General features: G+C 63.5%; 23 protein-coding genes. 5 read left to right on the top strand and 18 right to left on the bottom strand.

What is annotated here, in order from left to right; all coding sequences use genetic code 11:
* The first annotated feature begins 5 nt into the window (after positions 1–5).
* Entirely contained in the window at positions 6–830 is an 825-nt protein-coding gene (locus tag DMO26_RS23255; protein WP_117194552.1) for a RibD family protein, read from the top strand.
* Here DMO26_RS23255 and DMO26_RS23250 read toward each other — a convergent pair.
* The 4 genes from DMO26_RS23250 to DMO26_RS23235 are packed head-to-tail and all read right to left on the bottom strand — an operon-like array spanning position 789 to position 4011.
* On the bottom strand, positions 789–1562 hold the full coding sequence (locus DMO26_RS23250; RefSeq protein WP_117194551.1) for a class I SAM-dependent methyltransferase: 774 nt from the start codon (positions 1560–1562) through the stop codon (positions 789–791). The genes DMO26_RS23255 and DMO26_RS23250 overlap by 42 nt on opposite strands.
* The gene (locus DMO26_RS23245; RefSeq protein ID WP_117194550.1) at positions 1559–2602 is read right to left on the bottom strand and encodes a glycosyltransferase family 4 protein; all 1044 of its coding nucleotides are present in this window, start codon (positions 2600–2602) and stop codon (positions 1559–1561) included. The genes DMO26_RS23250 and DMO26_RS23245 overlap by 4 nt, the downstream gene beginning before the upstream one ends.
* Positions 2599–2997, bottom strand: coding sequence for a 6-pyruvoyl trahydropterin synthase family protein (locus DMO26_RS23240; protein WP_117194549.1), 399 nt, complete (start codon positions 2995–2997; stop codon positions 2599–2601). The genes DMO26_RS23245 and DMO26_RS23240 overlap by 4 nt, the downstream gene beginning before the upstream one ends.
* 12 nt (positions 2998–3009) lie before the next feature.
* Complete coding sequence (locus DMO26_RS23235) at positions 3010–4011, bottom strand: zinc-dependent alcohol dehydrogenase (protein ID WP_117194548.1); 1002 nt, start codon at positions 4009–4011, stop codon at positions 3010–3012.
* 277 nt (positions 4012–4288) lie between these two features.
* Between DMO26_RS23235 and DMO26_RS23230 the strand changes: the two genes are divergently transcribed.
* Together DMO26_RS23230 and DMO26_RS23225 are read left to right on the top strand one after the other, a co-directional pair.
* Positions 4289–5077, top strand: coding sequence for a CDP-alcohol phosphatidyltransferase family protein (locus DMO26_RS23230; protein ID WP_117194547.1), 789 nt, complete (start codon positions 4289–4291; stop codon positions 5075–5077).
* Positions 5067–5819, top strand: a complete 753-nt coding sequence (locus tag DMO26_RS23225; protein ID WP_117194546.1) for an FkbM family methyltransferase — start codon at positions 5067–5069, stop codon at positions 5817–5819. Before DMO26_RS23230 ends, DMO26_RS23225 begins: the two co-directional genes overlap by 11 nt.
* Here DMO26_RS23225 and DMO26_RS23220 read toward each other — a convergent pair.
* Complete coding sequence (locus DMO26_RS23220) at positions 5816–6742, bottom strand: lysylphosphatidylglycerol synthase transmembrane domain-containing protein (protein WP_117194669.1); 927 nt, start codon at positions 6740–6742, stop codon at positions 5816–5818. The two genes, DMO26_RS23225 and DMO26_RS23220, sit on opposite strands and share 4 nt — an antisense overlap.
* A 45-nt stretch (positions 6743–6787) precedes the next feature.
* Here DMO26_RS23220 and DMO26_RS23215 point away from each other — a divergent pair, with 45 nt between their 5' ends.
* A complete protein-coding gene (locus DMO26_RS23215) occupies positions 6788–8440 on the top strand; it encodes a sulfatase-like hydrolase/transferase (protein ID WP_117194545.1) in 1653 nt (550 codons plus the stop codon).
* 3 nt (positions 8441–8443) lie between these two features.
* Here DMO26_RS23215 and DMO26_RS23210 read toward each other — a convergent pair whose 3' ends face one another.
* The 6 genes from DMO26_RS23210 to kynU form a co-directional block, all read right to left on the bottom strand.
* Positions 8444–9169 carry an ABC transporter ATP-binding protein gene (locus tag DMO26_RS23210; protein WP_117194544.1) on the bottom strand — a complete coding sequence of 242 codons (726 nt, stop codon included), beginning with the start codon at positions 9167–9169 and terminating at the stop codon, positions 8444–8446.
* Entirely contained in the window at positions 9166–10935 is a 1770-nt protein-coding gene (locus tag DMO26_RS23205; protein WP_117194543.1) for a branched-chain amino acid ABC transporter ATP-binding protein/permease, read from the bottom strand. The genes DMO26_RS23210 and DMO26_RS23205 overlap by 4 nt, the downstream gene beginning before the upstream one ends.
* Positions 10936–10938: 3 nt before the next feature.
* Complete coding sequence (locus DMO26_RS23200) at positions 10939–11973, bottom strand: branched-chain amino acid ABC transporter permease (protein WP_117194542.1); 1035 nt, start codon at positions 11971–11973, stop codon at positions 10939–10941.
* 256 nt (positions 11974–12229) lie between these two features.
* Positions 12230–13381: an ABC transporter substrate-binding protein gene (locus DMO26_RS23195; RefSeq protein ID WP_117194541.1), complete on the bottom strand. Its 1152-nt coding sequence runs from the start codon at positions 13379–13381 to the stop codon at positions 12230–12232.
* Between the two features lie 120 nt (positions 13382–13501).
* A complete protein-coding gene (locus tag DMO26_RS23190; protein WP_117194540.1) occupies positions 13502–14011 on the bottom strand; it encodes a MarR family winged helix-turn-helix transcriptional regulator in 510 nt (169 codons plus the stop codon).
* Between the two features lie 19 nt (positions 14012–14030).
* Positions 14031–15224, bottom strand: a complete 1194-nt coding sequence (kynU, locus tag DMO26_RS23185; protein WP_117194668.1) for a kynureninase — start codon at positions 15222–15224, stop codon at positions 14031–14033.
* A gap of 173 nt (positions 15225–15397) precedes the next feature.
* Here kynU and DMO26_RS23180 point away from each other — a divergent pair, with 173 nt between their 5' ends.
* On the top strand, positions 15398–16339 hold the full coding sequence (locus DMO26_RS23180) for an alpha/beta hydrolase (protein WP_117194539.1): 942 nt from the start codon (positions 15398–15400) through the stop codon (positions 16337–16339).
* Between the two features lie 58 nt (positions 16340–16397).
* Here DMO26_RS23180 and DMO26_RS23175 read toward each other — a convergent pair whose 3' ends face one another.
* The 7 genes from DMO26_RS23175 to cobA all read right to left on the bottom strand — a co-directional run bounded on the left by DMO26_RS23175 (position 16398) and on the right by cobA (position 26025).
* Positions 16398–18398 carry a CocE/NonD family hydrolase gene (locus DMO26_RS23175; RefSeq protein WP_117194538.1) on the bottom strand — a complete coding sequence of 667 codons (2001 nt, stop codon included), beginning with the start codon at positions 18396–18398 and terminating at the stop codon, positions 16398–16400.
* A 37-nt stretch (positions 18399–18435) separates the two neighbouring features.
* Positions 18436–20079 (bottom strand): ABC transporter ATP-binding protein, encoded by a 1644-nt coding sequence (locus DMO26_RS23170; protein ID WP_117194537.1) that lies wholly within the window; start codon positions 20077–20079, stop codon positions 18436–18438.
* Positions 20072–20899 carry an ABC transporter permease gene (locus DMO26_RS23165; protein WP_117194536.1) on the bottom strand — a complete coding sequence of 276 codons (828 nt, stop codon included), beginning with the start codon at positions 20897–20899 and terminating at the stop codon, positions 20072–20074. The genes DMO26_RS23170 and DMO26_RS23165 overlap by 8 nt, the downstream gene beginning before the upstream one ends.
* Positions 20896–21903 carry an ABC transporter permease gene (locus tag DMO26_RS23160; protein WP_117194535.1) on the bottom strand — a complete coding sequence of 336 codons (1008 nt, stop codon included), beginning with the start codon at positions 21901–21903 and terminating at the stop codon, positions 20896–20898. Before DMO26_RS23160 ends, DMO26_RS23165 begins: the two co-directional genes overlap by 4 nt.
* A gap of 99 nt (positions 21904–22002) precedes the next feature.
* Positions 22003–23592: an ABC transporter substrate-binding protein gene (locus DMO26_RS23155; RefSeq protein WP_117194534.1), complete on the bottom strand. Its 1590-nt coding sequence runs from the start codon at positions 23590–23592 to the stop codon at positions 22003–22005.
* Positions 23593–23917: 325 nt separating this feature from the next.
* Positions 23918–25231 carry a cobyrinate a,c-diamide synthase gene (locus DMO26_RS23150; RefSeq protein ID WP_117194533.1) on the bottom strand — a complete coding sequence of 438 codons (1314 nt, stop codon included), beginning with the start codon at positions 25229–25231 and terminating at the stop codon, positions 23918–23920.
* On the bottom strand, positions 25228–26025 hold the full coding sequence (cobA, locus tag DMO26_RS23145) for a uroporphyrinogen-III C-methyltransferase (RefSeq protein ID WP_117194532.1): 798 nt from the start codon (positions 26023–26025) through the stop codon (positions 25228–25230). The genes DMO26_RS23150 and cobA overlap by 4 nt, the downstream gene beginning before the upstream one ends.
* Between the last annotated feature and the right edge of the window lie 13 nt (positions 26026–26038).

The raw sequence follows: 26038 nt of genomic DNA, 5'->3' as shown, positions 1-26038 counted from the left end.
GGGATATGCAATCAGTCAGCATGACCGAAGAGTTGTGGCAGCACCTGCTTTCGTTGCGGAACCACGCTTTGCGCCCGGTCGGGCTTCCCGCCGGTTTGGAGGCATCCTGCCTTTCTCTCTACAAAAGGATAGCGCTCCGGAATGGGCCTTTCGTGCTTGCGCAGGTCGGCCAGTCGCTGGATGGTCGCGTCGCAACGCCGACCGGCGACGCACAGGACGTGTCCGGCTGTGACGGAATTGCCCATCTGCATCGCTGCCGCGCGCTGGCCGATGCCGTGGTCGTCGGCGTCGGCACGGTGGTCGCCGACAATCCGAGCCTTTCGGTGCGTGCCGTGAGCGGCAAAAGCCCCGTGCGGGTGGTGATCGATTGCAACGGCCGCATGCCAGGGATGGCAAAGATGCTGCATGATGGCGGCATGCCGGTGATCGTGATGCAGGCGGCCGATATTGCACTCCACGAGGGCAGGCATGAGACCATTCGCCTGCCGCGGCAGGCGGACGGGGGCCTGGCGCCGCGTGATATTCTGAAGGCGCTTGCCGAACGCGGCTTGACGACGGTGCTCGTGGAAGGGGGTGCGAATACGATTTCCCGCTTCGTCGATGCCGGTCTGGTCGACCGGCTGCATGTCTCGGTCGCGCCGATCATCATCGGATCCGGCCCCGCCGGCATCCGGCTTTCGCCGATTGACCGGTTGTCGGAGGCGAGACGTCCCGAGGTGGATATCTACAATATCGGCACGGATATCGTCTTCGACTGCAATCTGCGTGCCGAAGCGGAGCGGCGAGTTCTAGCGGATCGCGAGAACATCCTGATGGCCGACACGGCATAGGCTGTCCTCCCGCTCGATCATTCGATGGCGGAATTCGGCCCAGTCGCGGATTTCCGCCTCGTCCAGCTCCCCATATTCGAAAACCGCCCGCACGATGCCGTTGAGGAAGAGCCGCTGCAGATCGGCATCGGCCGGTGTCATCCGCCACGGGCTTTCGGCCACCCGGATCTGGTAACTATGCGTCTTCAGCCTGTCGGCCAGCACCTGCCAGGCTTTCGGGCCGAGCGATATGCCAAATCCCTTGTCGCTCAGCTGATGCGCGTTGAAGTTCGCGGTCATCACTTCGTCGAGCGGATGTGGCCTCGACCAGGACATCGAACCATCGTAGCTGAGCGCTGCATAGAAGGCTGCGCCCGTTTCGGAAACCCGTTCGACGAACGCGCGGATGAAATCTTCGGAACAGAGGTCGAAGAGCGCCGAGGCGGTCACCAGACCGACATCGGCAAATGAAGGCGCGTCTATCCGTTTGAGATCGGCATGAACGATCTCCGCCACATCCCCGTGGCGGCGCCGCGCCTCTTCGAGCAGGTTCGGGTCGTTGTCTATGAAGCGCCAGCGAACATGCGCCGCCAGCCTTGGCGACAGCATGCGGAAGGTGGAGCCGGTGCCGCAGCCGATATCGAGGATCGTGTCGCGGGCGGTTTCGCAGGCGGCCTGGAGCAGTGCCGTGTCCCGGGAGCGGGCGTCCACGGGTTCGCGTAATGCCAGCCAGTCGCGGTCAAACCCGCTCATCGTACCGTTTCCAGCATATCGGAGATGATCTTTGCCGTATCCCGCCAGGACGGCAGTTTTGCACCGGCGACCGCCGCTGCATCCGCCATGGCGATGCGGGTCTCCGGCTCGGACAGCAATCGGCCGAGAGCTTCGGCGAACGCGGCCGGATCGTCGGGCGGAACGAGAAAGCCGGCACTTGCCGGAACCACATCCGGAACCGCGCCCGCGGCACAGCCCACGATCGGCAGGCCCTGCACCAGCGCTTCCGCGAAGACCATGCCGTAACCTTCGTAACGGCTGGCGAGCGCAAAAATATCGGCCTTGGCGAATTCCGCTCTTGTATCGTCGATCTGGCCCGCCAGCTCGATCCGCTCTTCGAGGCCGGCGCGCGCAATCTGTCTTTCGAGTTCCGTGGTCACTTCCGGGCTCAGTACCTTGCTCCCGACGACGCGACAGGACCAGCGCAGGTCCCGCAACTTTTCCAGTGCCGCGATGAGGACATCGTGGCCCTTGCGGGCGGTCAGCGTGCCGATGCTGAGGATCAGCGGCGGGTCGCCGCCACCGATCGCCAGCGGCGCCGGATCGGCGCCTGGAATGGCGACCGCGATCTTTTCGGCCGATACGCCGTAATTGGCCACAAGCTCGGCGGCCGTCGAGTGCGATGTAACGATCACGCCCCGCGTCTTTGCGAGCGCGGCTTTTTCACGGAGGGTCAATTCGTGCCGCCGGTCCTCGGCCAACCCGGTCTCCAGCGCCAGCGGATGATGCACCAGTGCTGCGATCCTCAGCCGGTCTGCGTCGCGGGCGGCCCATTCATCGAGAACCCCGAAGGCAAGGCCATCGACCAGCACCAGCGTGCCGTCGGCCAGCTCGGACAGCTGCTTGCCTGCGGTTTCGAGCTGCGTGGGATCCGAGTTCGGGAAGGCTGCGCCGAGCGAGAGCGGTTCGATCTGCCAGCCGAGGTCACCAAGCGCGGCGATGACCCGCCGGTCATAGCCGTAACCGCCGGTGCGGGTTTCGAGATCACCGGGATAGGCGAAGACGAGGGTCCTGCTCACAGTTCGGCCTCGTACCAGCCGCGTGCGACATGCGATTCATGCAGCGTAATCCGGAGTTTGCGGATGCGACGGCTGCCCTTGCCGAGCCGGCCGTTTTCAATGGCGTCGGCGACCCGCTGGAAGATATGTCTTGCCAGGAATTCCGTCGTCGTGATCTTGCCGGCGAAAATCTCGAGCGTATCGAGATTCTGGTAATTGAGAGGCGCCAGCGTCTCCTTCAGCACCTCGGTTGCGAGCCCGATATCCACTGCAAGGCCGTTCTCGTCCAGATCGTCGGTGAAGAAGGCTGCATCGACCACGAAGGTCGCGCCGTGCATTGCCTGAGCGGGGCCGAAAACCGGGCGGGGAAGACTGTGCGCGATCATCATGTGATCACGGACCTCGATTGCGAACATGCGGGCATTTCCTCAGTAGCGGATACGATGACAGAGCGTGGCGGCCGAACCGACGATACCGGCGTAATCGGCGGCAATCGTCTCGAAAGCGGTTTCGGCCGAAATCAGATGGTCGAGCCGGTCGTCGCCGAGAAGCTCGATCGCCTTGGCCATCCGACGCCGGACGTCCCACCGGGCGCGCCTCGCCGGCGGCAGGGATGCGACCTGCGAACTCACGATGGATAGCCGCTTGGCGTGGAAAGCACCACCCAAGGGAAGCTCGACATGCCGTTCGCCATACCAGCTTGCCTCGACGATGCGTGCTTCGAGGCCGGCATGGTCAAGCGCCGTCGTCAGGGCATCTGCCGAAGCCGATGCATTGACGAGGAGATCGCAATCATGCGGCACGGCATCCGGCCGGGCGAAACGAAGCCCGAGAGCCCTTGCGGTTTGTCCACGCTCCGGTTCGATATCGGAAATCACGACGTCGGTGCCGATGATCTGCGAGGCGAGGTAGGCGACAAGCAGTCCGACCACTCCGGCACCGAAAACGGCCACGCGATCGCCCGGCTGGACGCCGGCATCCCATGTGATGTTGAGCGCCGTTTCCATATTGGCCGCCAGCACCGCCCGCGAAGGCGCAAGAGTTTCCGGCAGGGGATGAACGGCGGAAACGGGAACGCGGAAACGGTCCTGGTGTGGATGAAGGCAGAAAACCGTCTTGCCGACGAGGTTCTGCGGCCCCTCTTCCACCACGCCCACCGCGGCGTAGCCGTATTTGACGGGGAAGGGGAATTCACCTGCCTGATGCGGAGCGCGCATGCGCTCATATTCGCTTTCCGGCACCTGCCCGCCGAAGACGAGCGATTCCGTGCCGCGGCTGATACCGCTGAAGAGCGTGCGAACAAGAACCTCGCCGTCGCATTGGCCGGCAAGTGGCTCGCGACGAAGTGTACAGCGACCCGCTCCCTCGAACCAAAGTGCCCGGCCCTGTCCTTTCGCCGCCGGTAAGGGAGCCGCCTCACGTCTTGTCACATATCAACCCCTTCGTGACGGAAGAGTCCACACCTAGCGGCACAGACGATGACGGCAAGAGAGGATTTTCGCGAGATCGACATGTGGTTATCACGTTTATTTGACGGTGCTTTTGCGATCCAGGCTTGGCGGTGGCGCGTAGTGTTCGCCATGTAGGAGCGCGAGGAGCGCGTCATGAATGTTTCGCAACGTCTTTTGGAAACGGTCGAGCGGGCCATTCGGGCGGCATGCCTTACCGATTTCTCCAGTCCGGCGATCACTGTGAAGGGCTTGCGCGATGGCTGACTGGACGAATGCGCGGACCTTGGACAAAGCCACCCGCAAAACGCACCTCCTGCTCTCGCTCGATGCGTATGCGGTGACCATGGCTGTCGCCGCGATCCTCGTCGCTGCGATGCATTTCTTCGGCGACCGGCTCGGCATCGATACGGTAGCGGCAGCGGCAGCCTTCATCGTCTATGCGGTGATCTCCGCCATCGCGCTCGGAAACCTTCGCTCGCACGGCCATGGCCGTTTCGGCGCAGCCAATATGGTAACGACGGTCCGCGCCGCGATCACCTCGATCATGGGCGGGCTGGTTCTGGTGCCTCCGCAGCTCGGTGCCGGTTCCGATCAGGGCGTCTTGTGGCTGCTCGGGCTGACGATCGCTTTCGCGCTGGTCCTGGACGGTATCGATGGTTTTCTCGCACGCCGGACCGGCACAGCGTCGCGTTTCGGCGCGCGTTTCGACATGGAAGTGGATGCGCTGCTGATCCTTTTCCTGTCGATTGCGGCTTTCGAACTGGGCAAGGCGGGGGGCTGGGTGCTGCTGATCGGCCTCATGCGGTATGCCTATGTCGCGGCACAGGCCGTATTTCCGGCCCTGCGGGGCGAGCTGCCGCAGTCGACGCGCCGCAAGGCAATCTGCGTGGTTCAGGGGGTGGTTCTTTGTCTCATGCTTTTTCCAGTCGTCGTTCCGCCGGTTTCCCCTTTGCTCGGGGCGGCGGCGCTCGCATCGCTGACCTATTCTTTTGCCGTGGACGTGATCTATCTGGCGCAGGCCAGCCGAGGTTCCCATGCGGCCTGATCTTGCTGCATCGCTTGGGATGGCGCGGTCGCTGCTGATCTATTACGGCCAGCCGTGGCGCCGATCTTCGCTCAGGAGATTTTATGCCGGTCTCGTCCGCAAGGGCGACCTCGTTTTCGATATCGGCGCGCATGCCGGCAGCCGCAGCCGTACGCTTCTTTCGCTCGGCGCCAGGGTTGTTGCTCTCGAACCGCAGCCCATTTTTGCCGATTTCATGGAAAGATCGTTTGCCGGCGAGGAGTTGATCCTGCTGCGCAAGGCGGTGGGGCGGGAAAAGGGAAATGTCGACCTGCATATTTCGGCCCGCCATCCGACCGTGACAAGCATATCCTCGTCGTGGATTTCGAAAGTCGGGAAGACACCGGGATTCCGGAAAGTCACCTGGGACAGGATCGAGCGGGTGGAGATGACGACGCTCGATGCGCTGGTTGCGGAATATGGACTGCCGGCCTTCTGCAAGATCGATGTGGAAGGGGCGGAGGCGGATATCATCGCCGGCCTGACAAGGCCTATTCCATTGATCGCCTTCGAATATATTCCGGCAGCCATGCAAATCGCCGAGACGGCGATCAGCCATCTGCGGAGGCTCGGCCCCTATCGCTTCAACCGGGTCGAGGGTGAAAGGCATCGTTTCGTCGACGAGGAGTGGTTGCCCGCGGATGCCATGCTGACGGAACTTGCCGGCCTTGCCGGAGAAACGCGTTCAGGGGATATCTATGCGAGGCTCGACGCGGAAGCCTAGCGGCGTTTCCGGCCCAGCAGGGCGATCAGGACGAAGACCAGACCGGGGGCCGCACCCACGAGCGCAAGGATGCCATACAGGATGCTGGCCGCGATCCCATCGGAAGCGGTGTAGCCGAAAAGCGGCCAGAGTGCCGCGGCTGCGGTTTCCCGTGCGCCCCAGCCGGCGATCGTGGCCGGGACCAGCATCATCAGCAGGCAAAGCGGAATGGCGGTGATGGCCGCCGGCAGCGGCAAGGGTGCACCGATCGCGGCCGAGGCCAGCATGAACATTGCGATATAGCTTGCGACGATGACAAGACTAAACGCTGCCTGTGCCATCCACGCCCGATCATGCAGGAGCGCCCGTGCGAGGTCGATTTTCAGCTTCCTGAGTTGAAGATGAATCGGTTTCGGCGGAAATCGGAAGAGCAGCAGGGCTGTTAATGCCAGCGCGGCGGCAAGCAGGGAGGAGCCGGTCAGGATATGACGCATGCTTTCCGGGATCGTGGCCTCACCGAGCAGCGGCCAGAGCATGATGCCGAAGATTGCCACGAGGAAGAACACGCCTTGTCCTGCGATCCGCTCGAGTAGCACGGCCTGGGCCGGCACTTTCCAGTCGGCTGCGCCTTCCGTACGGTTGCGGTGGGCGCGCACGGCGTCGCCCGCAACGCCACCCGGCAGAAGCTGGTTGAGCAGCGTTCCGAGATAGTAGTCACCGATCGCCCGGCCGACGCCCAGAGGCTGGCCGAGCCGGGCGGCCGTGAACCGCCAGCGCAGCGCCGAGAGCACGACCTGAACCTGCACCAGAAGAAGGCCGGCGGAGACACAAAGAGGGTCGGCGGAGGCGAGGCTGACGGCGATCCGGGCGGGACCGAAACGCCAGATCACGGCAATGAGAAGTGCGAAGGCCGCAATAATGCCGATAAGCTTCACAAGACGCATGTTGAGAAGCCGTATGGGCCGGAATTTCGACGGGATGAGCAGCGCATGAACGAATATCGGCCTTTTCGCGAGGAGCGCGCAACAAGCATAGGGCATATCGTCCGCCGTAAGGCAAATCGCCGGCCGATCCTGCGGATCACGATCTGGCTGGTCATCAGCGCCGTCATCCTGGTCCTGCCGTCCAGGCCGGAAGCGCTGACGGAGTTCGGCGACCTCCGTTTCCCGCTGGAGGTGGCGGGGTTGGCGCTTATCGCCTCGATGTCGACCGGACGCTCATATGCGGTGCTGCGCTGGTCGGTGACGCTCATCCTTGCGGTCATGCTTTTCCTGAAGCTCGCGGATATAGGCACCGCCACGGCCTTCCAGCGACCGTTCAACCCTTATCTCGACCTGAAGATACTTACCGACGGCTGGAATCTCCTGAGTGGCACCTTAGGGATCACGGAGGCGGTGGCCATCATCTGCGCCGGCCTGCTCGGCTGGCTGCTGGCAGCCGGCGTGCTTCACTGGTCACTCGGCGGGTTCCGTCATCTCCCGACCGAAGCAAGGCAAAGAATTTCGCTGACAAGCTGCATCCTGCTGCTTGCCGGGCTGGCGGCGCTCGTCATCCAGGACCATGACCGCCGCAATCTCGGGCTGGAAGCGCAAACTGCTCCCTATTTTTTCCATCGGCTTGCAATGGTTCAGGAGTCGATTGCCGATCTCACCCGATTCGAAGGCGAACTGAAGCAGGATTCGGTCGCGTCAGGTCCGCATTTTTCGGCGCTTGCAGGTACCGACGTCGTGCTGATCTTCATCGAATCCTATGGCCGAAGCGCGATCGAGGATCCCCGTTATGCGGCACGCATCGGCAGCCGGCTTGCTTCCGTCGAGGACGAGATCAGGGCGGCCGGACTTCAAGCCCGCAGCGGCTGGCTTACCTCGCCGACGGTCGGCGGCATCAGCTGGCTCGCGCATGGCACGCTGCTCTCCGGGCTCTGGATCAACAACCAGGGTCGTTACGACCGGATGATCACCAGCGAGCGGCCGAGCCTCAACAGCCTGTTCCGCGCCTCCGGCTGGAAGACGGCGGCCGTCATGCCGGCGATCACGCTTGACTGGCCGGAAGCCGGCTACTTCGGTTATGACAGCATCCTCGATGCTGCAGCTCTCGGCTACCGGGGCAAGCCGTTCAACTGGATCACCATGCCGGACCAGTACACGCTCGAAGCCTTCGAGCGTCTCGAACGTCCCGCCGGCCACAAACCGGTCATGGCGGAAATGGCATTGATTTCCAGTCACGCGCCCTGGACGCCGATCCCGAAGCTGATCGATTGGGACATGGTCGGCGACGGCAGCGTGTTCAACGGGCAGGCGGAAAGCGGCGATCCGCCTTCCATCGTCTGGGCCGACCCGGGCCGCGTCCGCACCCAATACATCGCCTCGATCGACTACACGCTCGAAACACTCGGCTCCTATATGGTGCGTTGTGGCGGGAACACGCTGTTCATCCTGCTTGGCGATCACCAGCCGGCTTCGATCGTCACCGGCGAAGGAGCGTCGCGCGACGTGCCGATGCATATCGTCACCGGCAATCCAGGCCTGTTGAAGCGGCTCGAAGGCTGGAACTGGCAGTCCGGCATGCTTCCGGCAAAGGATACGCCCGTTTATCGCATGGACGAATTTCGCCGGATGCTGGTCGAAAGTTTCGAGCGATAATCCTCAGCCATGCGCTCCCAGATAGCTTTCCATCAGCGCCGGATCGACCGCGAGCTCCGAGGCCGGGCCTGAGAGCTTCACGTCTCCCAGCTCGACCAGATAGCCCTCGTCGGCGATCTCCAGCGCGGCGCGGGCATTCTGCTCGACCAGCAGGATCGAAACGCCGGTTTTCCTCAGCTCCGCTACGATGTTCAGGATATCGACGACGATTTTCGGCGCGAGGCCCAGGCTCGGTTCGTCGAGCAAAAGCAGGCGAGGCCGGCTCATCAGCGCCCGGGCGAGCGCCAGCATCTGCCGCTCGCCGCCGGACAGCGTGCCGGCCAGCTGCTTACGGCGTTCGGCGAGCCGAGGAAAACGGCTGTAAACGTCGGCCCGGGTCTCGGCCCGCTCCGTGGCGCTGCGAAGAAAGCCGCCGAGCTCGATGTTGTCTTCCACCGACATGGTGGCGAAGAGCTCGCGCTTTTCCGGCACGAGGCAGAGGCCGGCGGCAACCCGGCCCTCGACGGAGCGGGGGACGGGCGCGCCGTCGTAGAGGATCGTGCCCTTCGACGGCACGATGCCCATAACCGCATTGAGAAGCGTCGATTTGCCGGCGCCGTTCGCACCGATCACGGTCACGATGCTGCCGGGCTTCATGGCAAGCGAAATGCCGTGCAGCACCTCGGCGCGGCCATAGGACACGTGAATGTTCGACAGTTCGAGCAGGTTCGGGCTTACTGTTTCCCTCATGCCGCACCTCCGAGATAGGCGGCGACCACCGCCGGATGCTTGCGCACGTCAGCCGGCCTGCCTTCGGCGATGAGCGTGCCGAAGTCCAGGACGACGAGATGATCGACGAGGCCCATGACGAAGCCCATGTCGTGTTCGACGAGCAGCACGGCAACGCCTTCCTCGCGCAGTTTCTTCAGCAGGCTGGCGAGTTCCTGCTTTTCGCCGTGGCGCAGGCCTGCCGCAGGTTCGTCGAGCAGCAGCACCGTCGGATCGGCGGCGAGTGCGCGGGCGATTTCGAGGATGCGGATCTGGCCGAGCGCAAGGTCGCCGGCCGAGCGGTCGCGGTATTCGCTCAGGCCCACGCGATCGAGCTGGATGGCGGCCTCGGCGAGCAGCGCCGCCTCTTCTGCCCGTTCCAGCCTTAGAAAGCTGCGGAAGACACCGGCCGAGCCGCGCAGATGGGCGCCGAGCGCGACATTTTCAAGCACCGACATATCGGGCAGGATCTTGGCATGCTGGAAGGTGCGGGCAATGCCGTGCCGTGCAATCTGGCGCGGGCTGTCACCGCTCATCGGCTGCCCCTGGTAGAAGACCGTTCCGCCGGTCAGTGAGGCGATGCCGGTGATCAGGTTGAAAGTGGTGCTCTTGCCGGCGCCGTTCGGGCCGATCAGCCCGACAACCCGGCCGGCCGGCACTTCGAAACTCACGTCGTTGACCGCCACCAGTCCGCCGAATGCCTTGCGCGCCTTGTCCACCCTGATCAGCGGTGTGCCGGCAGGAGCGAGCGTTCTTCTGGAGAGCTTGCGGTCGGAGACGGGAACGGGTTTTGGCGGTCGTGCAGGCAGGGCTTTCAGCACCAAGGGCCAAAGGCCATCGCGAGAGAGCTGCAGGATCACCACGAGCAGGATGCCGAACACAACCATCTCGAAATTGGCGGTCGTGCCGATCAGATCAGGCAGGAAACGCTGCAGCACGTCTTTCAGGATCAGGACGATGCTGGCGCCGAAGATCGCTCCCCAGACATGGCCCGAGCCGCCGACCACGGCCATCAGCAGATATTCGATACCCATCGAAAGGCCGAAAGGCGTCGGGTTTACGTTTCGCTGCATATGGGCATAGAGCCAGCCGGAAAGGGCGGCCACCACTGCGGCGAAAACGAAGACGGTCAGCTTGGCGCGGACGACGTTGACGCCGAAGGCTTCCGCCGCCTGTCCGCCGCCGCGCAGCGCGCGGATGCCGCGGCCGATCCGCGAGTCGAGCAGGTTTCGAGCCCCGATCGCCACGGCGACCACGAAGAACCAGATGAGATAATAGATCGAGTCATCGCTCAGGAACCGGTAGCCGGCAAATTCCACCGGGGGGATGCCGGAAATGCCGTCATAACGGCCGAGCAGATCGATCTTGCCGAAGAGGTAATAGAGCGCCAGTCCCCAGGCGATCGTGCCGAGCGGCAGGAAATGGCCGGAAAGGCGTACGGTAATGAGGCCGAGGGGAAGGGCGGTCGCCGCGCCAACGAGCAGCGACAGCGGCAGCGTCAGCCACGGCGAGACACCGTAATTGGTGCTGAGCACGGCCGTCGTATAGGCGCCGAAGCCGCAGAAGGCCGCCTGTCCGAAGGAGGTGAGGCCGCCGACGCCGGTCAGAAGCACGAGGCCGATCGTCACCAGCGAGGCAAGACCGATGTTGTTCAGGATGGTGATCCAGAAGGGCGGTACCGGCAGGAGCGGGACGACCGACAGAAGGACGATCCCGGCGAGGCCGGGAAGCAGGCGCTCGATCTTCATGGCTCACTCCTCCTCGTGGAAAGCATGGCTGAGCGAGAGCCAGATCAGCACCGGTATGATGAGCCCGAAGACGATGACCTCCTTGTAGGAACTGGCGAAGAAGGAGGAGAAGGATTCGACAAGGCCGACGCCGATCGCGGCGATGGCGGTGATCGGGAAACTCCCGAGCCCGCCGATGATTGCCGCCACGAAGCCCTTGAGGCCGATCAGAAAACCCGTGTCGTAATAGATGGTGGTGATCGGCCCGATGAGCACGCCGGAAACGGCGCCGATCGCGGCGGCCAGCGTGAAGGCGGTGACCCCGGTCAGATGCGTGCGCACGCCGACGAGCCGGGCGCCAAGCCGGTTGACGGCGGTGGCACGCAACGCCTTGCCAAGCAGCGTCCGCTCGAAGAACAGGTAGAGCGCGACGATGATGGCGATCGTCGCGCCGTAGATGCAGAGGCTCTGCGCGCTCACCATCAGCATGCCGACCGTGTAGTTTTCATCCGCCAAGGGTTCCGCCCGAAGGCCCTCTGCCCCGAAGAAGACGAGGCCGAGCCCCATCATTGCAAGGTGCACCCCGACGGATGCGATGAGCAGGACGAGCACGGAGGCGTCGGCGAGCGGCCGATAGGCGATCCGGTAGATATAAAGACCCATGGGTGTGATGATCAGGACGGTGAGGAGCGCCTTGGCGACCGAAGGCAGTCCGAGCGGCGCAAGTGCCGCAGTGATGCCGTAGATGGCGCCGGGCAGCACGAGATTGAGCCCGACGCTGCGCAGAAAGGTGCGCGCGTCGGTGCCGCGCCGCATGCCCCAGAGATCGAGCAAAAATGCGATTACGCCAAATGAGACGAGGAGTGAAATGGTGGCCGGCACCTTGGCGCCGTCGAGAAGCGCCAGCGTCAGCGCGCCATAGGCAACGAATTCGCCCTGGGGAATGAATATCACCCGCGTGACGGAGAAGAGCAGGACCAGCGCCAGGCCGAGAAGCGCATAGACCGCGCCATTGGTGATGCCATCCTGAATCAGGAAGGCCGCAATCATCGCGTCCAAAAGTGAATTCCTCCGATTGCGAAATATGCCGGAAAGGTTCTGCCCCGGCTCTTGGTTTGCAGACAGGCTCGCCTTCATATTCGACGTCATTCTCGGCCTCATACCGAGAGCCTGCCTATCCAAGATCGGTATGGGCAGGTGCTCGCAACACCCTCGGGTAAAACCAGGGGATGAGCGCGACGATGAAATGTCTGGCCGCCTTTGGCGGCAGTTCGGAAGCCCGGCGCGGGCGCCGGGCTTCGTTCGATACCCCGGCTTACTTGGTGAGTTCGAACTTCCCGTTCTTGGCGGTCAGAAGCACGACGGCGCGGTCGTCAAGGCCGAGATGGTCGTCCGCCTTGAAGTTGAAGACGCCCTGGCTTGCGGGGAACGGACCGCCGGTTTCGATCGCGTCACGCAGCGCAGCGCGGAATTCCGGCGTGCCGGGCTTTGCCTTCTTCAGTGCGATCGGGATCGCCTTCTTCAGGATGGCCATGGCATCGTTGATATGCGGGCCGAACTGAGTGCGGGTGCCGGCGCCGAATTTCTTCTCGTAGGCCGTCACATAAGCCATGCCTTCCGGCTTGGTCTCGGCGCTGTCCGGCAGGCCTTCCGGCACCATGGCCGGGCCGGATGCGAAGACCGTGTTATCGGCCGCCTTGCCGGCGATGCGCAGGAAATCGAAGGTGACGGCGCCATGCGTCTGGTAGATCTTGCCGGTGAAGCCGCGCTCGCGCAGGCCGATCTGCGGGAGTGCCGCACCCGTACCGGAAGCGCCGACGAAGACGGCATCCGGACGCGCGGCAACCAGCTTCAGCACCTGGCCCGAAACGGAAGTGTCAGGGCGGGCGTAACGTTCGTCGGCGATGACCTTCAGGCCGTATTGCTCGCCAATTGCCTTGAACTGGCCCATCCAGAGGTCGCCGTAGCTGTCGGAGAAACCGATATAGCCAACGGTCTTGACGCCATCGGCCTTCATCTTGGCAAACAGGTTTCTGGCGATCAGGCCGGCATCCTGCGGCATGATGAAAGTCCATTTGCCTTTGGAAATGTTCGGCGGAACCGGCGAGCAGCCGAGATGCGGGGTGCTGGTTTCGGCGGCGACGCCGGCGACGGCGATCGACGCGGGGGTGAGCGCCGAACCGACGATCACGTCCACCTTGTCGTCATTGACGAAGCGGCGGGCATTGGTCGTGGCGGTCGAGGGGTCGCCGGCATCGTCCAGAACGATGACCTTCAGCTTCTCGCCGCCTACTTCGGTCGGCCACAATTCGACGGAATTCTTGAGCGGAATGCCGAGCGCGGCACCCGGACCAGTCGACGATACGGTAACACCGATCGTAACGTCAGCGAGTGCGGGGGCGGCAACCATCAAAGGAAGGGACGCGACGGCGGCGGCCGCAATCCCAGCTAAAAACCGGTTCTTCATAAGATCCTCCCAGATCAGAAGCGGGCGATCTCCTCTCGCCCGCCTGTTTGTTTACATGGAGATTGTTTCTTTGTAAACAATTCAAGAGGCCGTGATGCAAGGGCGGGGCTCCGGGCGGCCTTACTCCGCGTCGTCGCTAAAAATCCGCAGAAAACCAGCCTTGCCGTTTGCCTCCACCATCTCGCGTGCTGTTCGGGCGCGGCGTTCCACGAAGCCGAGCATATCCATGAAGGCCTCGATCTTTTCGGGGGGCAGTTCGCCGAAGATATGTTTTTCCAGCGCGTCGATGCCGGCAACCATCCTGTCGAAGATCGCGCTGCCTTCGACGGTCAGCTCGATCTGCGCCCAGCGGGCATCGCGCTGGTCGGCACGGCGGGTGACAAGACCGCGGTCGACGAGTTCGCGGATGGCCCGGGATATCATCGCCTTGTCGATCGTCGTGAGCTTGCCGATTTCCATCGGCGAGATGGAACGATAGGTGCCGATCGCCGACATGACCCGCCAGATGTTCAGCGTAAAACCGTTCTCTTCGCAGAGCAGGGCGACGAGCTTTACCATTTCCGCATTGCTGCGGGCCATGCGGTAAGGCACGACGCTCGAGAGCTTTCGGGTGGGGCGTTCGTCCGTCATTCCTGTCTCGTCAGGCGCCTCACGTCACCAGCGCCCGCTGCTTGTATTCGGCGGTGTCCCAGAGGCGGTTTATCATGATGTCCGTCAGGATATCGACCGCCTTCAACACGTCCCTTTCACCGATATAGAGGGGCGTGAAGCCGAAGCGAATGGCGTTCGGAGCGCGGAAATCGCCGATCACGCCGCGGGCGATCAGCGCCTGCATGATCGCATAGCCCTCCTCGTGCAGGAAAGAGATCTGGCTGCCACGCTTTTGCCCCTCGCGCGGCGAGCCGAGCGTCAACATCGGGCAGCGCTTTTCCACTTCGGCGACGAACAGGTCGCAGAGTCTTATCGATTGGCGCCTGAGATCCGCCATATCGACGCCCTCCCAGGCATCCAACGCGGCGTCGAGCGCCGCCAGGCCCAGGATCGGCGGCGTACCGACCCGCATCCGGTCGATCCCGGCGCTGGGCCGGTAGTCGAGGTCGAAGGCGAACGGCGCCTCATGACCGAGCCAGCCGGAAAGCGCAGGGCGGACCTTATCCGCATGGCGCGGCGCGACATAGATGAAAGCCGGCGCGCCCGGGCCGCCGTTGAGATATTTATAGGTGCAGCCCACCGCGAAATCCGCATCCGCGCCGGCGAGATCGACCGGCAGCGCGCCGGCGGTGTGGGCGAGGTCCCAAACGGTGATCGCGCCCGCTGCATGCGCCTTCTTCGTCAGCGCCTTCATGTCGTGCAGGCGGCCAGTGCGGTAGTCCACTTCGGTCACCATCACCACGGCGACACTCGCGTCGATCGCGGCTTCGACCTCTTCCGGCTCGACGACCTTCAGCTCGTGGCCGCGGCCGAGTGTGCCGATCAGGCCCTGGGCCATATAGAGATCGGAGGGAAAATTGCCGCTGTCGGAAAGGATGACCCGGCGTTCCGGGACGAGATCAAGCGCCGAGGCGAGCGCTTGATAGACCTTGACGGACAGCGTGTCGCCCATCACCACGGTGCCTTCGGCGGCGCCGATCAGCCTGCCGACCCGGTCGCCGATCCTGCGCGGCATCATCATCCAGCCGGCCTTGTTCCAGCCTTTGATCAACAGCTCGCCCCATTCGTCCGTCATCAGCTTCGCGACGCGTTCCCTTGCCGCAAGCGGCAGCGGTCCGAGCGAATTGCCGTCGAGATAAACAACGCCTTCCGGCAGATAAAAAAGCGAGCGAGTCTTTTCGAAATCGGTCACGAAACACACCTTCGAAACAAGCGAATGAAGCAACGCAGACTAGAAGCTCGCTACTGACATGCAAGATCAAATCGCGTCTCCGGTGGGCAACGGGGCAGCGTATTCCGCGCTTGTGGGAGAGCGGCGACCGCTTTAACCTCTCCATCGGGTTCCGGAACAGAGGTTCGACTGCAATGGACAATTCCGCTTCCGAGAATTTCCCTTCAAGGACAGGGCCGTTTCCGCAAGAGGCGGGAATTCTGGAATTCCTGAAGATCTGTGACGCGTTCTACCCACCCGACGCGGTGGATGCCTCGATTAAACAGCAGCGAGCCTGGTATGATGCGCTTTGCGCCCGGTTCGACCGGCCGTTGCCGGCCGGCTTGACCTTTCAGGACGAGATGCTCTTCGTGCCGATCCGCCGCTATCGGCCGGCGAACATCCGCACGCAAACGATGCTTCTTTATCTGCACGGCGGCGGGTTCGTGGTCGGTTCGCTGCAGAGCCATCACGCGATCTGCGCCGAGATCGCCGATTTTTCCGGGACGGAACTGATGTGCGTCGACTACCGGCTGGCGCCGGAACATGTCTGGCCGGCGCAATCGGATGATTGTTTCGCGGTGCTGAAACAGCTTCTCGGGGCGAGCCGCAAGATCGTGCTGATCGGTGACAGCGCCGGCGGCAACCTGGCGGCCGGCCTCGCACTTCGGTCACGAGACGAAGGACTGTCCGGGGTCATCGGCCAGGTGTTGATCTATCCCGGCCTCGGCGGGGATCTCGTTTCCGGCTCCTACCAGGACATGGCCCATGCGCCCGGCCTGACGACGGCGGACGTCGCCTATTACCGGGCTATCCTTCGGGCGCCGGAAGACGAGCCGGTGGCGCATCCGCTTTTGGCAGCCGACTTTTCCGGCCTGCCGCCGGCTTATGTCACGGTGGCGCATTTTGATCCTCTGAGGGATGACGGCCGGCTCTATGCGGAGCGGCTGCGGGCCGCGGGCGTGGCTGTAACCTTCCGCGAGGAGCCGCAGATGGTGCATGCCTGGCTGCGCGCCCGGCACATGAGCGCCGGCGCCGGCGAGGGTTTCGCGGCGCTTTGCGAGGCGGTGAGCCGGCTGGCGGGAAGCAGGCCATGAGCGGCATACCGACTTTTCCGCCCTGCTCGGCAGCTTGGGCCGGTGATGGCTGCTTCCGCTACATCAGATCGCGGGCAATGACTTTTTCAAAGGTCTTTTCGAAAACCTGCCTTTCGCCCTCGTAGGCCCGCACGGAAGCGCTGATCAGCCAGTCCGTCGCCGTGCAGGCGATCCGCGAGGTGGAGACGGTGCGAACCGACCAGCTTTCGCGCTGCATGTCGCAGGTCCAGGTCGCCGCGCCGGTCAGGGACAGCGGATCGTCCGGCTTGATCGACCAGATCTCCTCGCGCAGCTGGCGGGTCGCCAGGCCTGTGTCCGGATGTTCGAAGAGGCCGGTATCCTCCCGGATACGGTAGTCGGTGCGGTTAGCGGAGAGATCGCGGGTGACGCTGCGTTTTGTCTCCGCCGGAGCGTGCTCGATATAGTTCGGCAAAGGATCGGGATTGTTCGGCTGCTTCATCTCGAAGACATCGTGCTCGCCGAGTTTCGGCATGGCGAGACCGAGCGAGGCGATGTCGAGCGTCAGGCCCGGATCGGTCGGCGGCGGCAGCACGGTCGGCCAATAGGCTGTCGACAATGATAGCCGGATTCGATGGCCTTCACCAAAGCTGTAGCCGCAGGCATCGAGTTCCAGCCTTATCGTCACCGGCTCTCCGGGCTTGAGCGGCTGCGGGTCCGCATTGCCGTCGCGATGGGCGAGGTTGACGACTCCGAAGGAAACACGGGTGGCAGCGCCATCCGGATGCACGTCGACGATGCGGGCGCAGAGATTGGCGAGCTTGGCCTCGGAGCGGAGCGTCACCGTGAGTTCGGGCTGGCCGAGAAAAGCTTGTGCTTGCCCGAGGGGAAGGGTTTCGAAAGTCAACGAGCCGGCATCGTCCACGCGCTGGTCTCCCGCAAGCTCGGCATCCGGCTTCAGCGTGAACCATTCGCCGGCAGCGGTGCCGGTGTCGAGCGGCGATTTCAGGTAGACCTCATGCGGCGGCGCTTGCGGGATAGGCATGCCTTCGACGAGCGCGCCGAACTGGTCGACGTAGAAGCATTGCATATCCGGCTTGGCCCAGCGCCGTTTTGAAACCCAGGTGCCGGGATCGAGGTCGCGGCGCGGTGCCGGTTTCGGGCCGTCGAGAATGTAGGCCCGCACCTGCGGAAGGTCCTCGGCGCCATTTTTCTCGCCGCGCAGCCAGCGGTTCCAGAAGGCGATTGCTTCGCCGTGGAAATCGGCGCGCGGTTTCGGCCAGGCGAAATGCGGGTATTTGTGCACCCACGGGCCGATCAGCGCCTTCGAATTTTGACCCAGCCCTTCGGCGGCCAGCAGCGGCGTATTGCGGTAGCCATCCGCCCAGCCGGCGATCACCAGTGTCGGGATCTCTATCGCAGCAAAGTCTTCCGCAATCGAGCCGTGTTTCCAGAAGGCGTCGCGACGCTGGTGGGAAAGCCATTCCTCCATGAAAAAGGGCTCGTTTTCCAACCGCTCCATCCACATCTCGATCCAGCGGCTGCCGACAACATCCGGATCCGGCGGACGGGACTGGTAGGCGAGCATGGTGGCAGCCCAGGAGAGTTGTGCGGAGAGATGACAACCGTTCTTGTAATGGATGTCGTCGTTGTAGCGGTCGGTGGTGGAGGCGATCGAGATCACCGCCTTCAGTGCCGGCGGGCGGAGTGCTGCCACCTGCAGGCTGTTGAAGCCGCCCCATGAAATGCCCATCATGCCGATATTGCCGTTCGACCAGGGCTGGTCGGCGATCCAGGCGATCAATTCGCAGGCGTTCGCCAGTTCGAGCTCGGTATACTCGCCGTCGATGACACCGTCCGATTCGCCCGAGCCACGAATATCCACCCTCACGCCGGCAATGCCGGCGGCAGCAAAGACCGGATAGGTGGATTCGTCGCGGGCGCTCGTTCCGTCGCGCTTGCGATAGGGCAGGAATTCGAAGACGGCCGGCACCGGGTCCGCCTCGGCGCCGGCCGGCATCCAGATGCGGGCCGCGAGCCGCGTCCCGTCCTTCAGCGTGATCCATTGGTTTTCGATGACAGTGAAGGAACGCTCGCTCATGCCTGCATCACTCAACAATCCATGTATTCACACGTATTCAGTTGCCGGCGCTTTCCATGCGCCGCGTCCTCAGGACCCTTTCCAGCCAGCCGATCTCCATCTCCGGCACGGATTTCAGCAGCAGGTCGGTATAGTCGTCGAAGGGCGGCGAAAGGGCCAGCGATTTCGGGCCGAAGCGCACCAGCCGGCCGCGATGCATGACTGCCACGGAATCGGCGATGGCGCGCACGATGGCGATATCGTGAGTAATGAAGACATAGGATAGCTGCTGTTCTTCCTGCAATTTCATCAGGAGTTTCAGTATCCCTTCCGCCACCAGCGGGTCGAGCGCCGAGGTCGGCTCGTCGCAGAGAATGAGTTCCGGCCTGGCGGCGAGCGCCCGGGCGATCGCGACGCGTTGTTTCTGGCCGCCGGAAAGTTCGGCCGGATAACGGTCGATGAAGCCGTTGCCCATCTCGATCTGCTCGAGCAACTCCCTGACGCGGGCGGTCTTGGCAGCGCCCCGCAGCCCGTAATAGAAAGTCAGTGGCCGGCCAATGATGTCGCGCACCGTCTGGCGTGGGTTCATCGCCGTGTCGGCCATCTGGTAGATGAGCTGGATACGGCGAAGATCTTCGCGTGGGCGGTTCTTCAAGGCCGGGGTGAGCGGCTTGCCCCCGAAGGTGATCCTGCCGTCGCTCGGTGGCAACAGGCCGGTGACGACCCGCGCCAGCGTCGATTTTCCTGAACCGGATTCGCCAACAATCGCCAGCGTCTGACCCTTGCAGAGATGCAGCGAAACGCCGTGCAACACCTTGAAACCGTTGGAATACTGGGCGCTGACATTGTCGATCTTGAGAAGCGGCTTCGACTGGTCGGCCGCCTCGTGGCGGATCTCCTGGCGGACATTCACCAGTGCCCGCGTATAATCCTCAGTCGGCGCCTCGATGATCTGTTTCACTGAGCCGTATTCCACCGTCCTGCCGTGGCGCAGCACCATGATGTCGTCGGAAATCTGCGCCACGACGGCGAGGTCGTGGGTGATGTAGAGAGCGGCGGTTCCGGTTTCCTCGATCGCGTGCTTGATCGCGGCGAGCACGTCGATCTGGGTGGTTACGTCAAGCGCGGTCGTCGGCTCGTCGAAAACAATCAGTTCCGGATTGGAACAGAGCGCCATGGCGGTCATGGCCCGCTGCAACTGTCCGCCGGAAACCTGGTGCGGAAAGCGGTCGCCGAACGTGTCCGGGTTCGGCAGGCCGAGCACGCGGAAGAGATAGAGTGCCCGCTTGCGCGCGTCTTCCCTGGTCATCAGCCCGTGCTTGACGGAAGCCTCGATCACCTGGTCGCCCAGCCGGTGGGCGGGGTTGAACGCGGCGGCCGCCGATTGCGCCACGTAACAGACGCGCGCGCCGCGGATGGTGCGGATGCCGCCCTTGCCGAGGGCCAGGATATTGGTGCCGTTCAGCGATACTTCGCCGCCGGTGATTTCCGCGCCGCCGCGCCCGTAGGCGAGGGCAGAAAGGCCGATCGTCGATTTGCCGGCGCCGGATTCGCCGATCAGGCCGAGCACCTTGCCCCTCTGCAGGTCGAAGGAGACGCCGTCGACGATGGTGATCCGCTTCGGCGGTTCTCCTGGCGGATAGCTGGTGGCCTCGATCTTCAGGTTGCGGACGGAAAGGAGCTGGTTTGAAGTCTCAGGCATCGCCGCGGCCCCCCTTGAGGCTGGAGGTTCGTTTGAGCAGCCAATCGACGACGAGATTGACGCAGACGGCGAGCGCGGCGATCGCGGAACCCGGCACGAGAGCCGCCGAAATGCCGAAGATGATGCCGTCCTTGTTTTCCTTCACCATGCCGCCCCAGTCGGCGGTCGGCGGCTGGATTCCGAGACCAAGGAAGGAGAGCGTCGAGAGGAAGAGGATCGAGAAGGCGAAGCGCAGGCCGAATTCGGCAAGCAGCGGGGACAATGTGTTGGGCAGGATTTCGCGAAAAATGATCCAGGCGGTACCTTCGCCGCGCAGCTTCGCCGCCTCGACGAATTCCATCACCGCAACGTCGAGCGCCACAGCCCGGCCGAGGCGGTAAACGCGAGTGGAATCGAGGATCGCCATGACGAGGATCAGCACGATCAGGTGCTGCGGCAGCACTGCGAGCACCACGAGTGCGAAGATCAGCGTCGGTATCGACATCATCAGGTCGTTGAAGCGGGAAAAGACCGTATCGATGAGGCCGCCGGTCACCGCCGCGATGAAGCTCAGGAGGATGCCGAGCGAAAACGATATGGCGGTTGCCGCCAGCGCCACGAACAGCGTGGTACGGGCGCCATAGATCAGCCGCGAAAGGATGTCGCGGCCGAGATTGTCGAGGCCGAAAAAGAATTGCGCATCGGCTTCCTGCCAGACGGCACCGACCACGTCCGTTTCGCCATAGGGCGCGATCAGCGGCGCGAACACGGCACAGATCAGCGCCAGCGCGATGCCGGTCATGCCGATCCAGGCGGTGACGGGAATGTCTCTCAGCCTCATCGCGGATGCCTCAGGCGCGGGTTGGCGACGATCGCGAGGATGTCGGCCAACATGTTGAGGAAGATGTAGACGGCGGCAAAGATCAGGCCGCAGGCCTGCACCACCGGCATGTCGCGCACCGTCACGGCATCGACCATGTACTGGCCCATGCCGGGATAAACGAAGACGACCTCGACCACCACGACGCCGACAACGAGGTAGGCGAGGTTGAGGGCCACGACGTTAATGATCGGCGCCAGCGCGTTTGGCGCGGCATGCTTGACGATCGCCCGCCAGGCCGAAAGCCCCTTGAGTTCGGCGGTTTCCATATAGGCCGAGGACATGACGGAGAGGATCGCGGCCCGCGTCATGCGCATCATGTGGGCGAGAACCACGAGTACAAGCGTGGCTGCCGGGAGCGCGATCGCCTGGAGGCGCTCGATGATGCCCATGCCCGCGTAGACGGTGGCGGGGAAGGTCGCGATGCCGAAATTGACCGCAAAATAGAGGATCAGCAGATAACCGATGAAAAATTCCGGCAGCGAGATCGCCGCCAGCGAGATGACGTTGATGACTTTGTCCGGCAGGCGGTTGCGGAAGTGAACCGAGACCATGCCGAGCCCGACGGCGAGCGGCACGGCGATGACCGCCGCAAAACCAGCGAGGAAGAGCGAGTTGCCGAGCCGGTTGCCGACCTGTTCGGAGACCGAGTTCCGGCTCGCCCAGGACGTACCGAAATCACCCTGCACGGCGCCGCCCAGCCATTCGAAATAGCGGGCGACCAGCGGCCGGTCGAGGCCGAGTTCGGCGCGGATGTTGGCGACCGCCTGGGGTGTTGCCGACTGGCCGAGATAGGTGGTGGCGAAATCGCCCGGCAGCGCCTCGACACCGCCGAATATCAGGATCGAGACGGCAAACAGCAGCAGGATCGACAGGATCATGCGTTCGATCACCAGCGCCAAAAGCGGAAAACGCTCCCTGAAGCGCAGGCCGGGCAGGCTTTCGGTTCCCGGGGAATTGGACATCGGCAAGGGCCTCTTCTGAAACGGAAGGAGGGATCGCGTGCAGCCCTAGGGGCGTTGCCCGCGATCCTTCGATGATGTGGCGAGCCGCGGTTTCAGAAATCAGGTGTCCAGCCAGACGCGGGTCGCGACATAGCCGTTCGACATGTCGTTGCCGATGTCGTGGACGTAACCCTTCACCTTCTTGCTGGCGCCGTTCACGAAGTCATTGAACATCGGCAGGATGAGGCCGCCTTCGTCGCGCACCATCATCGCCATGGTGCGATACATCTCCTTGCGCTTGCCTTCGTTCAGCTCCGAGCGGGCTTCCAGCAGAATCTTGTCGAAGTCCGGACGCTTGAAGCGGGTGTCGTTCCAGTCGGCGGTGGAGAGATAGGCGGTGGAATACATCTGGTCCTGGGTCGGCCGGCCGCCCCAATACGAGGTGGAGAAGGGCTGCACGTTCCAGACGTTGGTCCAGTAGCCGTCACCCGGCTCGCGTTTCACCTCGATATTGATGCCGGCTTTCTTGGCGCTCTGCTGGTAGAGCACGGCGGCGTCGACGGCGCCAGGGAAGGCGACTTCCGAGGTGCGCAGCAGGACCGAACCGCTATGGCCGGACTTCTTATAATGGAACGAGGCCTTGTCCGGATCGTAGGCGCGCTGCTCGATGCCTTCCGGGAAGAGCGCATAGGTGCTGTTGACGGGGAAGTCGTTGCCCACCTTGCCGTACCCGCCGAGAATGGTCTTCACCATGTTCTCGCGGTCCATGGCGTATTTCAACGCAAGCCGCAGGTCGTTGTTGTCGAACGGCGCGGTATTGCAGTGCATGATGAAGACGTAATGGCCTCGGCCCGACGTCGAGAGCACGTCGACCGTCGGTGCGCGCTTCAAAAGCGCCACCGTCTTCGGGTCGACGCGGTTGATATAGTGAACCTGACCGGAGGAGAGAGCGGCGATACGCGCCGTCGCGTCGTTCATGGCGATGATTTCGACGGTGTCGACGAAGCCGCGGTCGGAGCGCCAGTCATCCTTGTTCTTTTCGAAAGTGGCGCGCACGCCCGCCTCGAAGCTCGCGACCTTGTAGGGGCCGGTGCCGATCATGGCATTCGGATCGTCGCTGCCGCCGTTCGGCTGGATAACGAGGTGATAGTCGGTCAGGAGCAACGGCAGGTCGGCGTTGCCTTCGGTCAGGGTCAGCACGAGGTTGCCGCCATCCGCCTTGATCTCCTTGATCGACTTCATAACGCCGAGCGCGCCGGATTCCGACTTGGAGTCCGTATGGCGCTTCAGCGTGGCGATGATGTCGTCGACGGTAAGAGTCTTGCCGTTGTGGAATTTCACGCCGGAGCGGATCTTGAATGTCCAGGTGACGGCATCGGCGGAGGGCGACCAGGATTCTGCGAGCGCCGGGACCGGCTTGCCGGTCAGCGGCTCGGATTCGACCAGCATGTCGCCCCAGCAGCGGCTGACGACGAACATGAACTGGGAGAGAGCCTTGGCGGGATCCTTGGAGTCGGTGGCGGCGGCGCCTTCGAGGCCGAGCTTCAGATGGCCGCCCTTCTTGGGCTGTTGCGCTTCGGCGCTTTCGACGAAGAGCTGGCTTGCGGCCGTCAGCGTCAGGCCGGCGGCCATGGCGCGGCCCATGAATTCGCGGCGGTTCATCCCGCCTGCGGTCACGCGGCCCGCCAGATGTTTGGTAAAATCGTTCATTCCCCTGTTCCTCTTATCGTTGAGCGTTGAAATTGCATATTCAGGCAGGTCCGGCGGTTTCCTCTTCCGCTCGTCGGATCTGCCTGCCATCGATCTGTGGGAAATGCTCCGGTTGCCGCCGGTCTTTCCATCCTCATGCGAAAGCGGTTTTCGGCCGTTCTTGCGCCGTTACACCGCATTGGATCTTTGCGGTCCTGCTTTGGGCAGGTCTTTCTTGGATTAAGGTTCGGATCAGCTTTTTGCGCTGCATCCTGTGCGACATAAACTGCCGTCGATGCGACTGTTCCGGCCGCGGATGGCTTTTGTTCATGCGCCGGGCGGCTGTTCAGCCGCGGGCGATGGCGTGGAAGAACGTACCGCTGACGAGGCCGCGCCTGCCGCCGGAGGGGCCGATCTCCTTGCCCGTACCGTCGGCGATCGTTGCGACCGGCTCGTCGGTGCCCTGCGACACCACGCTGGCATAATGAAATTCGTGGCCGCGGACGGTTTCTCCCGGCTGTCCGATCGGGCAGCCGGCATGCAATGTCGCCTGCCTGTAACCGAGGTTCATCCTGCGTTTGGCGAAGCTGGTGCGATGGGAGAGAAGGCCGGTCATGACGTGGGTCACGCCATCGGCGTCCTCCAGCGTTTCGCCGAGAACCATATAGCCGCCGCACTCGCCATGGACGGGTTTCGTCTCGGAAAAATCGGCAAGCCCGGATTTGAAGTTCCGGGCTGCGGCCAGCCTGCCCGGATGCAGTTCGGGATAACCGCCTGGCAGCCAGCAGATGTCGCAATCGGCCGGTGGCGCCTCGTCGGAAAGCGGCGAAAAGGGGATGATCTCGGCGCCCATCGCCCGCCATTGCCTCTGGATATGCGGGTAGAGGAAAGTGAAGGCCGCATCCTGAGCCAGTGCGATCCGCTGGCCGGGTGGCGGCAACGCTTTTTCTGGCGAACCTGCCGGGATTTCGAAGGGCTTTGCCGCGGCAAATATGGCGTCGAGGTCGAGCGAGCGTTCCATGGCATCCGCCAGCCGCTCGATATGCGCATCCATTTCCGGGTGCTCGCTCGCCTGCACGAGGCCGAGATGCCGTTCGGGCAGGATCAGCGTCGGGTCGCGCAAGACCGTGCCGACGACGGGCAGGCCGATCGCCTCGATCGCCTCGCCGGAAAGTTTCCTGTGCCGTTCGCTGCCGGCGCGGTTCAGCACGCAGGCGGCGATCTTCACCTGGCGGTCGTAATGCATGAAGCCGCAGGCGACGGCCGCCGCCGTCTGGCTCTGACCGGAAACATCGAGGACCAAGAGAACCGGCAGGCCGAAGAGACGGGCCAAGTCGGAGGCCGCACCGGAGCGGTTGGGCTCGGTGACGATGCCGTCGAACAGGCCCATGGCGCTTTCGATCAAAACGAGTTCGGCTTCTTCCGCCTGTTCCCGCGCCAGATGTCTGAGCAGGTCCGGCGCCATGGCCCAGCTGTCGAGATTGAGGCCTGGCAGGCGGGTGGCCGCTTCATGGAAGCCGGGATCGATATAATCCGGCCCGGTCTTGATGCCACGCACCTTGACGCCACGACGGGCAAAAGCGCGCAACAGGCCGATCGTGACGCTGGTCTTGCCGGAGCCGGAGCGCGGCGCGCCGATGATGAGGGCGCGGGGGGTCACGGCTTGTTCCCCGGAAGCGCCGTTCGACCTGAAAGCACGGCGCGCATGGAGACGATCTTTCCGATGACGATGAGGGCAGGTGCGACGAAGTTCTGGCGCTCGACTTCCGCCTGAACCGTTGCCAGCGTCGCGGTGAGCGATCGCTCGTCCGGCGTGGTCGCAGCCATCAACACAGCGACGGGGGTTTCCGGCGAAAGCCCACCTTCCATGAGCAACTGCGCGATCGTGCCGATCGTGCCGACGCCCATATAGACGACGATCGGTTCGCCGGTTTTCGCCAGCGCTTTCCAATCGAGGTCGCCGGGCGTGCCGGCCGCATGGCCGGTTGCGAGCGTGATCGCGCGGCTTATCCCGCGCATCGTGGCCGGAATGTTGGCTGCCGCCAGTGCCGCCAGTGCCGATGTCATTCCGGGCAGGATGCGGAAAGGGATGTTTTCCCGGACCAGCGCCTCGGCCTCCTCGCCGCCACGGCCGAAGACGAAGGGATCGCCGCCCTTCAGCCGCAGCACGCGTTTTCCCGCTCTGGCGAGTTCGATGAGCCTGGCGGTGATGTCGTCCTGGGCGACGGAGGGTTTGCCGCCGCGCTTTCCGACGAAGATCAGATCCGGCGTCTTGGCGAGCGAAAGCACGCCATCGGAGACCAGCGCGTCGTGGACGATCACGTCGGCCTTGGCGAGCGCATCGGCCACTTCCAGCGTCAGGTAGCGCGGATGGCCGGGGCCGGCGCCCGCCAGCCAAACATGGCCGGGCGCGAATTCGGGGGCTGCGACGATTGTTTCGATACTCTCATTCATATGCGAACCTTTG

The sequence above is a fragment of the Rhizobium terrae genome (assembly GCF_003425685.1).
GTDB lineage: Bacteria > Pseudomonadota > Alphaproteobacteria > Rhizobiales > Rhizobiaceae > Neorhizobium > Neorhizobium terrae.
The sequence above is the reverse complement of the archived record's forward strand: the minus strand, read 5'-3'. Positions and strand labels throughout refer to the sequence as shown.

Bases quoted from the DNA above. Each gene is read 5' to 3' on its own strand.
- DMO26_RS23255 (WP_117194552.1), top strand. From the start codon at position 6: ATGCAATCAGTCAGCATGACCGAAGAGTTGTGGCAGCACCTGCTTTCG.
- cobA (WP_117194532.1), bottom strand. From the start codon at position 26,025: ATGAATGAGAGTATCGAAACAATCGTCGCAGCCCCCGAATTCGCGCCC.
- DMO26_RS23160 (WP_117194535.1), bottom strand. From the start codon at position 21,903: ATGTCCAATTCCCCGGGAACCGAAAGCCTGCCCGGCCTGCGCTTCAGG.
- DMO26_RS23155 (WP_117194534.1), bottom strand. From the start codon at position 23,592: ATGAACGATTTTACCAAACATCTGGCGGGCCGCGTGACCGCAGGCGGG.
- DMO26_RS23210 (WP_117194544.1), bottom strand. From the start codon at position 9,169: ATGAGGGAAACAGTAAGCCCGAACCTGCTCGAACTGTCGAACATTCAC.
- DMO26_RS23175 (WP_117194538.1), bottom strand. From the start codon at position 18,398: ATGAGCGAGCGTTCCTTCACTGTCATCGAAAACCAATGGATCACGCTG.
- DMO26_RS23190 (WP_117194540.1), bottom strand. From the start codon at position 14,011: ATGACGGACGAACGCCCCACCCGAAAGCTCTCGAGCGTCGTGCCTTAC.
- DMO26_RS23180 (WP_117194539.1), top strand. From the start codon at position 15,398: ATGGACAATTCCGCTTCCGAGAATTTCCCTTCAAGGACAGGGCCGTTT.
- DMO26_RS23215 (WP_117194545.1), top strand. From the start codon at position 6,788: ATGAACGAATATCGGCCTTTTCGCGAGGAGCGCGCAACAAGCATAGGG.
- DMO26_RS23240 (WP_117194549.1), bottom strand. From the start codon at position 2,997: ATGTTCGCAATCGAGGTCCGTGATCACATGATGATCGCGCACAGTCTT.
- DMO26_RS23220 (WP_117194669.1), bottom strand. From the start codon at position 6,742: ATGCGTCTTGTGAAGCTTATCGGCATTATTGCGGCCTTCGCACTTCTC.
- DMO26_RS23205 (WP_117194543.1), bottom strand. From the start codon at position 10,935: ATGAAGATCGAGCGCCTGCTTCCCGGCCTCGCCGGGATCGTCCTTCTG.
- DMO26_RS23195 (WP_117194541.1), bottom strand. From the start codon at position 13,381: ATGAAGAACCGGTTTTTAGCTGGGATTGCGGCCGCCGCCGTCGCGTCC.
- DMO26_RS23170 (WP_117194537.1), bottom strand. From the start codon at position 20,079: ATGCCTGAGACTTCAAACCAGCTCCTTTCCGTCCGCAACCTGAAGATC.
- DMO26_RS23165 (WP_117194536.1), bottom strand. From the start codon at position 20,899: ATGAGGCTGAGAGACATTCCCGTCACCGCCTGGATCGGCATGACCGGC.
- DMO26_RS23225 (WP_117194546.1), top strand. From the start codon at position 5,067: ATGCGGCCTGATCTTGCTGCATCGCTTGGGATGGCGCGGTCGCTGCTG.
- DMO26_RS23250 (WP_117194551.1), bottom strand. From the start codon at position 1,562: ATGAGCGGGTTTGACCGCGACTGGCTGGCATTACGCGAACCCGTGGAC.
- DMO26_RS23230 (WP_117194547.1), top strand. From the start codon at position 4,289: ATGGCTGACTGGACGAATGCGCGGACCTTGGACAAAGCCACCCGCAAA.